This is a genomic window from Rhodoferax sp. (assembly GCF_014859475.1).
Taxonomy (GTDB): Bacteria; Pseudomonadota; Gammaproteobacteria; order Burkholderiales; family Burkholderiaceae_C; genus Rhodoferax.
In genome coordinates, this window is the sequence record NZ_JACUUE010000054.1 from 1 (window position 1) to 14,358 (window position 14,358).

A 14,358-nucleotide genomic window follows, 5' to 3' on the forward strand; every position below is an offset into this window, starting at 1 on the left:
TCCATGACCCCGGAAGTCATGGATCGCCACGCTTCGCTCGCGATGACGAAGTCTCGGTTCAAGCTCTGTGTGCGGTATCGGGCCCGATTCGGCGGGCTCGCCGTGGCGATGATTTATGACGACAACCATGCCACCAGTTGTTGCGCCACCGCCGGGCTGCTCAGCAGCGCCAGATGGCTGGTGCGGTAGGCAATGTACTGGTGAGCGGGGGCGAAGTGCAGGCTGCGCTGCGGGTCGTCATGCTGGCCCAGCGCGCTGTGCAGCGGCACCAGGCCGTCGCCGAGCAGTCGGTCTGCCAGCGCGCTGCGCTTGGCGGCGGTGGTGGCGGCCACGGCAAAGCAGGCGACCGACTCGGGTAGCGGCAGCGGCAGGCGGCTGTCGGGCTTGCGCCGAAAGCGGTCATGGCCCTGCCAATCGGCATCGAGCACATGGCCATAACGCAGGTCGGTGATACCTGCGCTGCGCAACTGGCCGAGCTTGGCCAGCGGGCGGCTGTAGGGCGTGCTGCCCAAAATCACATCAATCCAGTTGCCGGCACGCTCCAGCGGCGAGCCGTGGTGCGGTGTGCCCAGGAAAACAATGTTTTTCAACAAGCCGGGCCAGGCCATGGAGCTTGCTGTGGCGCTGGCCAGCGCACTGCGCGTGACCAGCCCGCCCATGCTGTGCGCCAACACGCTGAGCTCGGTCACGGGCATCGGCCAGCAGCGCACCAGGTCGTCCAGTTGCTGCGCCAGCAGGTGGCCGTTTTCCGACACATGCAGCCCGGAGTTGTAGCGCACATAGACAAGGGTGTAGCCCAACGCGGCAGCCAGCATCTCGGCGTGATTGACGGGCGCACCGGCATGGCGGCTGGCCCATTGCCGCTCGTTCATGCACAGGCCGTGGATGACGATGAGCACCTTGCCTGTGACCCGGCTGGCATCGGGTGGTGCCGCCTTGTCGAACACCTTGTTGTGCAAGCGCGGTGTCATGGGGGTTGCCAGCGGGTTGCCTGCGGCCTGCAACCGGTCGCCCATGACACCGTTGAGGGCGGCCAATACGGCTGCGCGCTCGAAAGATTCGTCGCCCGGGGCTTCAAGGCGCTGCAACAGGGGCTCCAGCCGGGTCAAGGCTGCGGCCACGCCATGGCCTACGTGCTGCGTCACGCCGGTAATGCTTTGGTAAATCAGCCCGGTCAGGCCGCGTGCCTGCTCTGGCGTGGCGCCGCTGGGGGCACCCAAAGTGCGCCAGACCGACTGGTGCACGCCTTCGGCCATGCGCGTCACAGCCGCGGTGGCCTCAGTGGCAAGCAGGGCAAGCGCGCGCAAGTCAGAGGCGCGCAGGTGGCGGAGGGTATTTTGTGGGTAGCGGGCAGTCATGCGGCCATTGTGAACGCACGGTGGCCCGGCAAAGTAGGCGTTGCCGTCTAAGACGCGCAAGACAACGACTGGCAGCCGGCTACTGGCGGTAAAACAGGGTGGGCAGCCACAGGGTGAGCGGTGACCACAGCGCGGCGATCATCAAGTTGATCATGGCCACAATCACCAGCGGCGTCACGGCGCGCGCGATGTTGCCCAGGCTGATGCCGGCAACGCCGCAACTGACAAACAGGCAAATGCCGACCGGTGGCGTCATCATGCCAATGGCCAGGTTCACCACCACCAGCACGCCAAACTGCACCGGGTCAATCATCATTTGCGGTGTCAGCAGCACCAATACCGGTACCATCAGAAGCAGCGCGGCGGTGGTTTCCATCACGCAGCCCACCACCAGCAGCAGCGCCATCACCAGCAGCAGCAAGCCCAGCGGCGGCAATGACAGCGAGTTGACAAACACATCAAGCAAATGCGCGCCTTGCTGCATGGCCAGCAGCCAGCCAAAGATTTTGGCCATGGCAATGATGAACAAAATGCCGCCTGCGGCCACCTGCGACTTGATGATCAGGCCGGGCAGGTCTTTCCAGGCCAGTTCGCGGTTGATCAGTGTGCCCACCAGCAGCGCATAGCCCACCGCCAGCGCGGCGGCTTCGGTGACTGTGACCACACCGCTCAAAATGCCGCCCAGCACCACTACCGGCGCGCCCAGCGACCAAATGGCCAGTTTGCCGTTGGCCCGCACCGCTTGCCAGCAAAACGGCGCGCGTTGGCCATAGCCCTTGCGCCACGAAATCCAGACCGCCACGGCAATGAAAGATGTCCCCATCAGCGCCCCCACCAACATGCCGCCGGCAAACAGTTGCGAGGTGGAAATATTGGTCATGAAGCCAAAAATCACCATCGGAATCGACGGCGGAATGATGACCCCGATGGCACCACCCGCCGCCACCACAGCGGCCGCAAAAGGCGCGGGATAGCCTTGGCGGATCATGGCCGGAATTACCACGGCACCAATGGCTGCCGTGTCGGCTGCGGCCGACCCCGAGATGCCGGCAATGATCATCGAGGCCACGATGGCCGCTGCTGCCAGCCCACCCGGGGCCCAGCCCACCAGGCTGTTGCAAAAGTCGATGAGTCGCCGTGAGATGCCGCCCGTTTCCATCAGTGCGCCAGCAATCATGAACAGCGGCACCGCCAGCAGATCGAACGAATCAACGCCTGAAAACAGCTGCTGCACGATGGTTTGCCCGAGCGCGGCAACAGTGACAACGTCAGGAAATACGCCGGGCGTGACGATCAGGCCGATGGCGGGCAGGCCAATCGACAAGGCAATGGGCAGGCCCAACGCCATCAGCGTGAACATCAGCACAAAGAGCAGAACGATGATCATGTCAAGGTCCTGCCAGCGGGCGGCTCATCCGCCTTGCGGCGCGTGATGTCGGTCAACACATGCAGCAGGAAAATCAGCCCCGACAAGGGAATCACCGAGATCGGCAAAGACATCGGCATCTGCACGGCGGTGGAGGTCTGGTCCCAGGCTTTGAGCGTGTAGATCACGCCGTACCAAGTGATCAGACCAAAGCAGCCCAGCGTGAACAATTGCAGGCCGCGCGTGATGAACTGCTCGACAGTCCGCCCGAAGCGCGCGCCAAAGCCCGCCAGGCCAATGAAGCGGGCGCGCTTGTAGGCCACTGTGGCGCCAAAAAAAGTGGTCGCCACCAGCAGATAGCGGCCAATTTCTTCAGACCAGCTCAGTGAATGCCCGGCATAGCGCGCGATCACCTGGGCAAACAAAATCAGTGAAATGGCCACCCCGGCCAGCAACAGCACAAACTCAACCCACTGGTTGACCCTGTCGCTGGCGGCCAGCAGCCGACGATGCAAACTCATGCGTGCTCCTGACAAAAACAAGCGGCGCAACACCCTGCTGCGCCGCCAGCGCCTGGCTCTGGCCGGGCCAATGCCGCGCTGATGCCCGCTGTTTACTTGGCGGCCTTGCGGATCTCGTCAACGATCCGCTTTGTGTCGCCACTCAAAGCGGCGTACACCGGCTCGGTCTTGCTACGAAATGCCGCCAGATCGGGGGTTTCAATAACCTGCATGCCAGCGGCCTTCAGGGCGGCCAACTGGCTGGCCTCGTTGTCGCGCACAAATTTGCGCCCGGCAAGCGACGCTGTGGCGGCGGCGTCCATGAAGACCTTGCGGTCTGCTGCGGGCAGCTTGTCCATGAACGCCTTGCTGCCGACAAACACCAGTGCAGAATAGACGTGGCGTGTCATCGACAGGTACTTCTGGCCGGCCTCGTTGAGCTTGGCCGCCGAAATGACCGACACCGGATTCTCCTGGCCGTCGAGCACCCCTTGCTGCAACTGTGTGGTAATCGGCCAGGCCATGGGCGTGGGGTTGGCACCAATGGCGCGCCAGATGGCCAGGTGCGTGGGCGACTCCATGGTGCGAATCTTCATGCCTTTCAAGTCATCGGGGCCCTGAACCGCGTGCTTGGAATTGGTCACGTTGCGAAAACCATTGTCCAGAAAGTGCATGCCCACCAGGCCCGCCTTGTCGAAGCGCTTGAGTAAATCCTGGCCGATGGGGCCATCGAGCACTTTGTCAGTGGCTTCGTATGAGCTGAACAAAAACGGCATTTCAAGGGCCTTGATTTCGGGCACGAACGACTCGATCGGACCCGTGGTGCAAACGCTCATTTGCACGGTGCCCAGTTGCAGTTGTTGCAGCACCTGGGTCTCGCTACCCAAAGCGGCCGAGTGGTGCACCACCACGTCATACTTGCCGGGCAAGGCTTTGTTGACTTCGTCCTTGAACTTGTTGGCGGAAAGCGTGTGAACAAAGCTAGGGCCGGTGACGATCCCGATGTTGACTTTTTCTGCGGCCAGTGTCGGCAAGGCCAAGGTCAGGCTGGCGGCACAAGCCAGGCCAGTCAAGGTGCGGGAAATCAGTTTCATGGTGATCCTTGTTTGATTAAAAGTAGCTGGCTTGCCCCGGTCGGGACGGCACGCAATGATAACTTTGGGTGCCAGGCACCGCCTCAGCCTTGCGGGTGCCGTGCCTAAAAGCGCTCATGCGGTGCCAGGTAGCGCCACTGCCCCACCGGCAAATTGCCCAGCATGACGTGGCCAACACGCACGCGTTTCAGGCCAACCACTTTCAGGCCGACCTGCTCACACATGCGGCGAATCTGGCGCTTTTTGCCCTCACGCAGCACAAAGCGCAGTTGCTCGGGGTTTTGCCATTCCACCTTGGCCGGCTGCAGCGCCTGGCCGTCAAGCTTGAGGCCGTGGCGCAACAGCGCCAGTTTTTCTGCCGGAAAGACAGATTGCACGTCTTGGCTCACCGGGTCGTCGTCGTCAATGCGGCTGAGCTGGGTGATCTGGCCCGGGCGCGGCTGCTGTGCGGCTTGCGCCATGCGTGCAGCCGCACCCGGCGCAGCGGCATAGGTGGCCGTAGCTGAGGTGGCTGCGGCCGCATTGACCACGCCGGTATAAATCACCCGCACCAGGTACTCTTTTTCCATCACCGCGTCTTCGCCAATCAGCTGGCGCGCCACCCGGCCGTCCTGCGTCAGCACCAGCAGGCCGGTCGAGTCAATGTCGAGCCGCCCCGCAGGCACCAGGCTTTTGAGCTGGCTCGGGTGAAAGAAAAAGCGCGCATTGTCTTCGGCCCAGCGGTTTTGCGGCTGCACCAGGGTGATGGCGGGCTCGTGCCCGTCTTCGGCCTGGCCGCTGACCAGCCCCAGCGGCTTGTTGATCAGCACCGTGACCAGCTTGGCCTGCTGGCCTTGCGCCTGTTTGTCGATCTCGATGCGCACATCGGGCGCCACCTGCATGCCCATCTCGGCCACCCGGCCGTTGACCTTGACCCAGCCCTTGCCAATCCATTCGTCGGCCTCGCGGCGCGATGCCAGGCCGAGCTCGGCCATGCGTTTGTTCAGGCGCAGCGTGCCGCCGGCGCCATGGGCTGCCGTGTTGCTTTGCCCGGCGGGAATCGGGGCCTTGGCCGGTGGCGGTGCGGCGCGACGGAAAACGGGGGGGTGTTGTGGGGTTGTCATGCTGAAAATGGTACTTGGCGGGCCGGGTGCTGAGGAAACTGCAGTTCTTTTATTGTCATGCCGGACTTGACCCGGCATTTGCGGGTTTGGCGTGATGGATTTCGGTTTGCAGCAATTTCAGCGCTGCCAGGATGTCGTCCCGGGTTCGGTAGCTGCCAAAGGTCTGCAGGTCTTGCGTGCGCACGATGGGGAAGGTGTCAAGAATGTAGGCCGCGTCAGCGGCATCCAGGCCGTAGAGGTAGAAAAACAGCGCATCAAGTGCGGCCAGTCGGGCGCGGCGCGCGGCCTCGTCCCAGACAAACGGCGGCAGCACCTCGCCGTCGGCATCCACATAACCCAGGTCGCGGGCAAAAGGCGCCATGTCGTGCGCGGTGTAAGTGAGTGCCAGCACCTGCGGCAGCACAAAGTCGGCCACCGTGGGCTGTGGATGGTGGCCGTTCATCAAATTGGCGGCGCGCATGGCGGTGGCGAAAGCGGCGGGCAGCGGTTCGTCGAAGCGGGCCGGGGCGATGACGGGGAGTTGTTCGACCACGAACCAGTTAACGTGTTGTGCCTGCACCTTCTGGCGAGCAACATAGTCGTAAGCCATGCTGCAAAAATTTGCCAACAACAATGCCGCAGTCCGACAGTAGTTCGTCGGAGCTTCTTCGATGCCAGGTAAGAGAACCGGCAGGGTGTTGCCGTAGCCCGCTTTTGGCACCATGGCTGCAATCATGGTTCGCATATTGGTCGAGGCGGTGACATCTTTAAAGCCAAGACAGTATTCCAGATTGCCCATGGAGGTGATTTCAGCCGATGCCACCCAATACTGTGGTGTCGGGTAGCGGTCAGGGCTTGCTTTCTCCACCTGTGTTATGGCTTCTTGCTGAGCGGCGCGCTTCAGGTTGCTGGTGTTCATCACCACGTCAGCGGCGCGGTGGTCAAACATTTGCACCATCTTGCCCTCGTACAGCGGCACCGCCAAAGCTGCCGGGCTCTTGCCGTCTGCCAGCTTGAGCCAGCGGTTCAGCGGCGCAGGCTGCCAGCCCTGCTTTGCCAGTTCGTCGGGCTTCAAAAACAGGTGAGAGTCGTTGGTCATGTCAAACATGCGCTGGTACTTCACCGGCCACACTTTCACATCCGGTTGTTGGCCCAGCGATTCGCTCAATTCGCCATGTTTCACCAGCACCGGGTGCTGTGCGTACAGCCGCAGCGTGATGTCGGCATCGCGCTGGTTGCGAAAAATGGGCGCGGCGCCGGTGTTGGGGTTGACGCGCACAAAGTCTTGCGCTGACAAGCTCAGCACGCGGCCCGGTGCGTCAAGCTCGTCCAGGCTGTGCAGGTAAAACGCACAGCGGCTGGGCAGGGCCTGCGGGGGCTCGTCAACCGTCATGCGCGGCGCCTTGCCAAACACCAGCGCACAAAACTTGAAGCGGGAATCGACGTCCGGGAAAAACACTTTGCGGTTTTCAAAGTCGAACAAGGCGTGCAACTTGCCGGTGCTGCTGATCGACCTGAAAAATTCAGCCGCGCCCTTGTCTGCGGCAATGCCACTGGGCGTGATCAGTGCCACGATGCCTTGCGGGTTGATGAGGCTCTGGGCGCGCTCCACAAACAGGCTGTACAGATTCACATCGCCACCCCCCAGCAACGGATAGTCGCCGCTGCCGAGCTTGCCGTTGCCCAGCACGCGGGCGTTGGCCTCGGCGCGCTCGCGGGCTTGGCTGTACTGCGCCCACAGGTCCACCATGGGCGGGGTGTTGATGCCGGTTTGCGTCATGTTGACGTGTTGCAGCGCGGCGATCATTTGCTTGCGATCAGCGGCGCGCGCCTGCTCGGCAATGGCCGGGCTGCGCTCAGAAAACCATTCGACCTCTTGCAGCTTGATGCGGTCCCAGGGCGGGTTGCCCACCATGGCGTCAAAACCGCTGCGCGCGCCGGCACCAAACACAGTGGGGAAGCTGGTCCACCAGTGAAAAAAGGTTTCGCGTGCGGCCAGTGCCCGGGCACGCCCGATGAGCGCGTTGGCGGCCTGGCTGGCCGCATCAAGGCCTTCCACGCGGCCGGCGCCCAGCACCGTGACCAGGTTTTGGCCCGGCTCCAGCAGCTTGAGCAGCGCCGCGTATTCAGGGCATTGCCCGTTGGCCAGCGCGGTTTGCCGGTCGCGCTCCAGCCTGGGCAGCTTGAGTAGTGTGGCCAACTGGCTCACTTTGGCCACCGGCCAGCCGGGAATGATCCAGCGCAGCGCGCGCCAGAAGTCCAGCACGGCGTGCAGCGGGGCCAGTTCTGCATTGGCGGCCTCGGCCAGTTCTTTTGACAACTGGGCTTCGGCAATGTCCACGTCGGTCAAGTCAGCCACCTGGGCCAGTTGGGTGGCGGCGCGCTTGAGGCGGTCAAACTCGCTTTGCAGCAGCAACGCACCCAGCGATTGCAAGCCTTTTTGCACCTGGGGCAATTGCTCGCCGTGCAGGCTGTCGCCTACTTTGAGGTGGTGGTCCAGAAAGCTCAGCGGCGCACCCACAGTAAAGGTGTGCAGCCACAAGGCGGTTTTGGCCAGCTCTACTGCCATGGGGTTTTTGTCCACGCCGAAAACACATTTTTTCAGGATCATGCGGCGCACGATGTGGCGGTCGTCCAACTGGGTGTCGGTGACCGCCCAGCCGTGGTCTTTGGCTGTTGTTTTGATGCTGGCGCGAATGTGGGCAATGCGTGCCACCAGCGGGCTCAGCCAGGGCCGGTTTTGCTCGACCAGGTGCGCGGCCCAGGGCTCCTCATTCACCAAGTGCGTGGCAGTGGCGATGGCTTCCAAAATGAGGTCGGCCAGGTAGTCCACCAGCGCCACCAAAAAATGCCCGCTGCCCATGGCCGGGTCGCACACCTTGAGCGCCAGCATCCGGCTGGCGGGGTCAAGGGCATCCAGGGCGTCCCAGTCGCCGGGATTGAGCGAGGTTTTTTTGGACCATTTTTTCAGCCGCAGTTCAAACGCCGTCACCTGCGTGCTGGCCAACTGCCCAACCGATTCGCGCAAATTCAGGCGCACCAGGTCGTCGTGGGTGTAATACCCGCCCGAAGTTTTGCGGGCAAAACTGGCCGGCAAAGCGGTGATGCGGTTGATCTCGGGCTTGTCCTTGTAGTCGTCTTTGGCCTGCACATGGTGGGCCAGGCTGTATTCCAGCAGGCGCTCATAAATGCCGCCCAGGTGCGCCACGGCCAGGTCGCGGTAATTGATCCAGCCGTGCAACAGGTCTTCGGTGCGGCGTGACAGGGCGTCGATGATGGGCGCCATCACCTTGTCAGGCACTTTGGTGCGGTTGAGCAGTACGGAGCGGCCGCGGTTGAACAGGCCGCCGTTGTAGGCGGGCATGCCAATGTCGTCGTCGCCTTCGTCGATGAGTTGGAACGCCCCTTGCAGTGAGAGCCAGATTTTGGCCATGGTGCTGGAAAACGTGCCGCCCGCATCGACCTTGTCGCGCACTTCTTCGCGGATGCGGCGCACGCTGTAGGGGGCATAACGCGGGTCGCGCACCGGCAGCAGGTTGCGGTCTTCGGCATAAAACAAAAACAGCAGGCGGTACAGCAGCACCAGCGCGGCTTCGCGCACTTCGTCCAGGTAGTCGGGTGTGAATTGTTTGCGCTTGAACTGGCCAAAGCCGATGTCATGCGTGGTGGCTTGCAGGTCGCCGCGCGCCAGGGCGTCGGCCAGTTGCGGAAAGATGTCGGCAAACACGCGTGCGCCCAGGTCTTGCGAGACCTTTTCTTCGTACAGTCGGGCCTCGTTGAGGGCGTAGGCATGAAAGCTGCGGTTGGCGCTGTCCCAGCTTTGCGGCAAAAAGGCATCGCGGTTGAACAGCAAAAAGAACAGCCGCAGGGCGTGGCTGGGGGCAAATTCATCAAACTCATGTTGCACGCCCTGGATGCCCAGCGCCGCCGCCAGATCAAGCTCAAAAAACTCTTCCGAGCGCGAGCGGGCATCTTGCCAATACAGGCGCCAGACGTTGCCGTTGGTCAACAGGCCCCATTTGACGGCGCGGTCTGACACCACGTCGGCACGGCTCAGGTAGCGCAGCATCTGGGTGGAGGGGGCGTCGGGGTCGGTGGCCTCGGACGCGTCGCCCCGGTCCAGCGGGCGCATCCAGCGTTTGGCTTCCAGAATGGCCAGGCCGTGGCGGTAGCGGCGGTCGTCCTTGTGTTCGGCGAGGGCCACAGCCTTTTGCGCGTTGCAGGCAAACAGCAGGCAGTCGGGCACGTCTTCGCGGCGCTTGCCCGACAGGTTGACCTGGGGCAAAAAGTTGTCTTCCCAGCCCAGAGCGACCAGCACTTTGTTGATGACCAGGGCTTCGGTTTGCGCCTCGTTGATGGTTGAGCTGGCATCCAGACCCACAAAGATGTGACGCAGCGCGGCCTCGAAGGCAGCGAATGCCTCAGGGGTCAGAGCCTGGCAGGGCGGTGTCTCCAGAACGCCGCGCAGCAAAAAGTCGTGGCTAAAAAGTTGCCCTTGCATGGGGTGTGGCGCTGGTTTGGTGAGTGGTTTGAGTGTAAAGCGCGGGCGCTTGGCGCACTAGCGCACCAAGCGACGCAGCAAAAAAGACAGCAGGTCGCGGCGTGCATCGACAACAAGGTGGATGTAGATGGTTTCCTGGCGCACCTCGTAAATGATGCGGTTCTGACCGCTGAGCACTTGGCGATATTGCGTCAGATTGAGGGTTTGAAGTTCATCCGGCACAGTGCCCAGCAGCGGGAAACTGGCCAAATTGCGAACACTGGCTTTGATCTGTTTAAAAGTCTTTTGCCACGTGGCTGCAGAAAAATCTTTGACGATGTAGGCGCGCAAGTCTTGCAAATCCAGCTCGGCCGATGCCAGAAAGACGATTTTCATGGGGCATCAAGTTGCGCGATGCTGGCAAAAACGTCTTCGGCATCCCGAAATTGCCCTTGTTCAATGTCACGCTGACCCATGGCCAGAAGCTTCAGCAGGGCCAGGGTGTCTTCATGCGCCTGGTAGCTTTTAACGTCCATCACCACCAGCGTGGCTGTGCCATTTTGGGTGATGATCATCGGCTCGCGGCTTTCGTTTAAGTCCGTCACGATCTGCGCGGCATGACTCTTCAGGTAGCTGATGGGTTTGATGTGCGTGTGCAGTTTCATAAGGCGTGAGATTGAGTCTGGGTGAGTCTGATTTTAGACTGAATTTGGTCCGATGCCCCCCGGATTGCGCTGCGCTCCAGCCGGGCTGCAGCGGAACCAACTTCACATACTAAAAATATCCCGACCGCAAGGCCTGCAAGTTCGTCACCCGCAGACCGCCATATTCGACGGTGATGGCATTCTCGGCGGCCAGCGTCGACAGCGCCTCGTTAACGCGTTGGCGCGACAGGCCCACCAGGTAGGCCAGCTCTTGCTGGGTGATGCGCAGCACGGTGCCCAGGCCGGGGTAAAGCACCGGGTTGAACAGGGCGGCCAGGCTGCGCGCCACGCGGATGTTGGGGTTGGTCATGCGGTCGATCTCGCGCGCCGCAATGAACTGGCCCAGGCGCTCGTTGAGCTGGTTCATGATAAAGCGGTTGAAGCCGATCGAGTGGTCGAGCAGCCAGTGAAAGGTGTCCACATGCAGGCCCGCCACCAGGCTTTTGCGCAATGCCTGCATGTTGTAGCGGTAGCTCTCGCGCTTGAGCGCCGTGCCTTCGCCAAACCAGCCGCCGGGCGGGATGCCGGTGAAGGTCATGGTCTGGCCGTCCACGTTGTCGGTGCTCATTTTCAGCAGGCCATCGACCACGCCAAACCAGTAGGTTACCGGGCGCCCGGTGCGGCAGACAAAATCGCCCGCATCGGCATCGGTGACCTTGAGGTCTTCCACAGCGCGCTCTTGCTCGGCATCGGAGAGTAATTTAAACCACGGAATCACATCCAGCTCTGCCCCTGTCAATGGGCGGCGGCGTTGAAACAAAGTCACTTCAGGCTTCATGGGTCGGGCTTTGCGGGTGAAATATGTAGAGGATAGTGCAGGGAAAACACCTAGCAAGAAAAGCCTGAATTGTCGTCCAAACGACAACATGGCGTCAAATCGGGTTTTATGATTCGATCACTCCAGCAGCATGGGCATGTAGCCCGCGCAGCGATGATTCAGAGACAAGGTGTAGCGATGCAAACAACGTTTCCCCGATTACTGTTAGACCATGCCGCCCAGCGCCCCGGGGACGCGGCCATGCGTGAAAAAGAGTACGGTATCTGGCAAGCCATTACCTGGGGCGACATGGCCACGCTGGTCGAGCATCTGGCTTGCGGCCTGCATCAGGCGGGTCTGCGTCAACACGATCACATGGTGGTGATCGGTGCCAACCGGCCCCGCCTTTACGCCACCATGCTGGCGGTGCAGGCGCTCGGTGCGGTGCCGATTGCCCTGTACCAGGACGCCGCGGCGCCCGAGTGCGTGTTCCCGATCAACAACGCGGAAGTCGCCTTTGCCTTTGCCGAAGATCAGGAGCAGGTGGACAAGCTCCTTGAGATTCGCGACCAGTGCCCGCAAATTTCCAGGCTCTACTTCGACGACCCGCGCGGCCTGCGCAGTTACGATGAACCGGGCTTGCAGTCGCTCGATGAACTGATTGCCGAGGGCAAGGCTTTTGCCGCGCAAAACCCTGGCTTTTTCAAGGCGGCGGTGGACAGCGTCAAGCCCGACGACGTGGCCTCGCTGTTTTTTACTTCCGGCACCACCGGCAACCCCAAGGGCGTGGTGCACTCGCACGACACGCTGCTCAACCGGGCGCGCGCCGGTGCCGAGTTCGACAAGCTGACCAACCAGGAAGACGTGCTGGCCTACCTGCCGCCAGCCTGGATCGGTCAAAACATTTTTTCCTATGCCCAGTGGCTGAGCTGCGGCTACGTGGTGAACTGCCCCGAAGATGCCTCCACCGTGAGCATCGACCTGAAGGAAATCGGCCCCACGTATTACTTTGCGCCACCGCGTGTGTTCGAAGGCTTGCTCACCAGCGTGATGATCCGCATGGAAGACGCGGGCGCGCTCAAGCGCAAGATGTTTCAGTACTTCATGAGCGTGGCCAAGCGTGTTGGCCCGGCACTGATGGACGGCAAGCCAGTCGGCCTGGCAGACCGTGTGCTTTACGCGCTGGGCAACTTCATGGTGTATGGCCCCTTGCGCAACAACCTGGGTTTCAGCCGGGTGCGCGTGGCCTATACCGCCGGCGAGGCCATCGGCCCCGACCTGTTCAGTTTTTACCGCTCGATCAGTGTCAACCTGAAGCAGCTGTATGGTTCCACCGAGACTGCCGTGTTCGTTTGCCTGCAGCCCGACCACGAAGCCCGCGCCGACACCGTGGGCGTGCCCTGCAAGGGGGTGGAGATCAAGGTGGCTGACAACGGTGAGATTCTGGTCAAGTCGCCGGGCTTGCTCAAAGGCTACTTCAAAAATCCGGAGGCCACGGCCGAGGTGCTCACGGCTGACGGCTGGTACCACACCAGCGATGCCGGTTTCCTCGATGCCCATGGCCACCTCAAGATCATCGACCGCGTGAAAGACGTGGGCCGCATCAAGGGCGGCGCCAACGACGGCGCCATGTTTGCTCCCAAGTACGTCGAAAACAAGCTCAAGTTCTTCCAGCACATCAAAGAGGTCGTGGCCTATGGCGACGGACGCGAAAAAGTGTGCGTGATGATCAACATCGACTTCGACGCGGTCGGCAACTGGGCCGAGCGGCGCAACCTGCCCTATGCCGGTTACACCGACCTGGCGCAAAAACCCGAGGTCTACCAGCTCGTCAAGGAATGCGTGGAAAAGGTCAACGCCGACCTGAGCGTGGACACGCTGCTGGCGGGCAGCCAGGTGAGCCGCTTTCTGGTGCTGCACAAGGAGCTCGATGCCGACGACGGTGAACTCACGCGCACCAACAAGGTGCGCCGCGGCTTCATCGCCGAGAAATACGACGTGCTGGTCGACGCCCTGTACGGCGGCAAGACCTCGCAGTTCATCGAAACCCAGGTCAAGTTCGAGGACGGCCGTACCGGCAGCGTCAGCGCCACACTGCGCATTGACGATGCCAAAACCTTCACACCCGTCAAGGCGGCAGCATGAGACTGTCCGTCATCGCGAGCGAAGCGCGGCGATCCATGCAGTCCGGGGTCATGGATTGCTTCGCTGCGCTCGCAATGACGTTTTTTTGCGATCAAGAATAAAACGACTATGGCAACAAAACAAATCGGCGACGTCATTCTTGACGTCAAAAACATCTCTTTGAGTTTCGGCGGTGTCAAGGCGCTGACCGACATTTCCTTCGACGTGCGCGAGCACGAGGTGCGCGCCATCATCGGCCCCAACGGCGCGGGCAAGAGCTCGATGCTGAACTGCATCAACGGCGTCTATCGGCCGCAAGAGGGCGCCATTACCTTCAAGGGCCAGACCTTCAGCCACATGGACAGCTACCAGGTGGCCAGCATGGGCATCGGGCGCACCTTTCAAAGCTTGGCGCTGTTCAAGGGCATGAGCGTGATCGACAACATCATGACCGGGCGCAACCTCAAGATCAAAAGCAATCTGTTTCTGCAGGCGCTGCGCATCGGCCCGGCCCAGCGCGAAGAAGAAATGCACCGCGAGTTTGTCGAGCACATCATCGACTTCCTGGAAATCCAGGCGCACCGCAAAACCCCGGTGGGCCAGTTGCCCTACGGCCTGCAAAAGCGCGTGGACCTGGGTCGCGCGCTGGCCATGGAGCCGCAGTTGCTGCTGCTCGACGAACCAATGGCCGGCATGAACGTGGAAGAAAAGCAGGACATGAGCCGCTTTGTGCTCGATGTGAATGAAGAATTCGGCACCACCATCGTGCTGATCGAGCACGACATGGGCGTGGTCATGGACATCTCCGACCGGGTGGTGGTGTTGGACTACGGCAAGAAGATTGGCGACGGCACCCCCGAAGAAGTTCGCAATAACGAAGAAGTGATCAGCGC

11 protein-coding genes are annotated in these 14,358 nt (G+C 61.6%); 2 read left to right on the top strand and 9 right to left on the bottom strand.

Annotated features, from left to right (window positions below; genetic code table 11):
* Positions 1 to 113 precede the first annotated feature (113 nt).
* From IBX54_RS07040 to IBX54_RS07080, 9 genes are all read right to left on the bottom strand, one after another.
* On the bottom strand, positions 114 to 1,358 hold the full coding sequence (locus tag IBX54_RS07040) for an alpha/beta hydrolase (protein WP_296541956.1): 1,245 nt from the start codon (positions 1,356 to 1,358) through the stop codon (positions 114 to 116).
* 79 nt (positions 1,359 to 1,437) lie between these two features.
* Positions 1,438 to 2,745: a TRAP transporter large permease gene (locus tag IBX54_RS07045; protein ID WP_296541957.1), complete on the bottom strand. Its 1,308-nt coding sequence runs from the start codon at positions 2,743 to 2,745 to the stop codon at positions 1,438 to 1,440.
* The gene (locus IBX54_RS07050) at positions 2,742 to 3,245 is read right to left on the bottom strand and encodes a TRAP transporter small permease (protein ID WP_296541958.1); all 504 of its coding nucleotides are present in this window, start codon (positions 3,243 to 3,245) and stop codon (positions 2,742 to 2,744) included. Before IBX54_RS07050 ends, IBX54_RS07045 begins: the two co-directional genes overlap by 4 nt.
* A 92-nt stretch (positions 3,246 to 3,337) precedes the next feature.
* Complete coding sequence (locus IBX54_RS07055; RefSeq protein WP_296541959.1) at positions 3,338 to 4,318, bottom strand: DctP family TRAP transporter solute-binding subunit; 981 nt, start codon at positions 4,316 to 4,318, stop codon at positions 3,338 to 3,340.
* A 104-nt stretch (positions 4,319 to 4,422) separates the two neighbouring features.
* Positions 4,423 to 5,421 (bottom strand): pseudouridine synthase, encoded by a 999-nt coding sequence (locus tag IBX54_RS07060; protein WP_296541960.1) that lies wholly within the window; start codon positions 5,419 to 5,421, stop codon positions 4,423 to 4,425.
* Positions 5,422 to 5,476: 55 nt separating this feature from the next.
* A complete protein-coding gene (locus tag IBX54_RS07065; protein ID WP_296541961.1) occupies positions 5,477 to 9,901 on the bottom strand; it encodes a hypothetical protein in 4,425 nt (1,474 codons plus the stop codon).
* A gap of 57 nt (positions 9,902 to 9,958) precedes the next feature.
* Positions 9,959 to 10,276 (bottom strand): type II toxin-antitoxin system RelE/ParE family toxin, encoded by a 318-nt coding sequence (locus tag IBX54_RS07070; protein WP_296541962.1) that lies wholly within the window; start codon positions 10,274 to 10,276, stop codon positions 9,959 to 9,961.
* A complete protein-coding gene (locus tag IBX54_RS07075) occupies positions 10,273 to 10,545 on the bottom strand; it encodes a type II toxin-antitoxin system Phd/YefM family antitoxin (RefSeq protein ID WP_296541963.1) in 273 nt (90 codons plus the stop codon). The genes IBX54_RS07070 and IBX54_RS07075 overlap by 4 nt, the downstream gene beginning before the upstream one ends.
* Positions 10,546 to 10,654: 109 nt before the next feature.
* Entirely contained in the window at positions 10,655 to 11,362 is a 708-nt protein-coding gene (locus IBX54_RS07080; protein ID WP_296541964.1) for a Crp/Fnr family transcriptional regulator, read from the bottom strand.
* Between the two features lie 177 nt (positions 11,363 to 11,539).
* Between IBX54_RS07080 and IBX54_RS07085 the strand changes: the two genes are divergently transcribed.
* Complete coding sequence (locus IBX54_RS07085) at positions 11,540 to 13,486, top strand: long-chain fatty acid--CoA ligase (RefSeq protein WP_296541965.1); 1,947 nt, start codon at positions 11,540 to 11,542, stop codon at positions 13,484 to 13,486.
* Positions 13,487 to 13,594: 108 nt separating this feature from the next.
* Positions 13,595 to 14,358: ABC transporter ATP-binding protein (locus tag IBX54_RS07090; RefSeq protein WP_296541966.1), on the top strand; the 764-nt coding region annotated here is incomplete at its 3' end.

Coding starts and splice junctions, on each gene's coding strand:
- IBX54_RS07040 (WP_296541956.1), bottom strand. CDS start 1,358: ATGACTGCCCGCTACCCACAAAATACCCTCCGCCACCTGCGCGCCTCT.
- IBX54_RS07085 (WP_296541965.1), top strand. CDS start 11,540: ATGCAAACAACGTTTCCCCGATTACTGTTAGACCATGCCGCCCAGCGC.
- IBX54_RS07045 (WP_296541957.1), bottom strand. CDS start 2,745: ATGATCATCGTTCTGCTCTTTGTGCTGATGTTCACGCTGATGGCGTTG.
- IBX54_RS07065 (WP_296541961.1), bottom strand. CDS start 9,901: ATGCAAGGGCAACTTTTTAGCCACGACTTTTTGCTGCGCGGCGTTCTG.
- IBX54_RS07075 (WP_296541963.1), bottom strand. CDS start 10,545: ATGAAACTGCACACGCACATCAAACCCATCAGCTACCTGAAGAGTCAT.
- IBX54_RS07070 (WP_296541962.1), bottom strand. CDS start 10,276: ATGAAAATCGTCTTTCTGGCATCGGCCGAGCTGGATTTGCAAGACTTG.
- IBX54_RS07055 (WP_296541959.1), bottom strand. CDS start 4,318: ATGAAACTGATTTCCCGCACCTTGACTGGCCTGGCTTGTGCCGCCAGC.
- IBX54_RS07050 (WP_296541958.1), bottom strand. CDS start 3,245: ATGAGTTTGCATCGTCGGCTGCTGGCCGCCAGCGACAGGGTCAACCAG.
- IBX54_RS07080 (WP_296541964.1), bottom strand. CDS start 11,362: ATGAAGCCTGAAGTGACTTTGTTTCAACGCCGCCGCCCATTGACAGGG.
- IBX54_RS07060 (WP_296541960.1), bottom strand. CDS start 5,421: ATGACAACCCCACAACACCCCCCCGTTTTCCGTCGCGCCGCACCGCCA.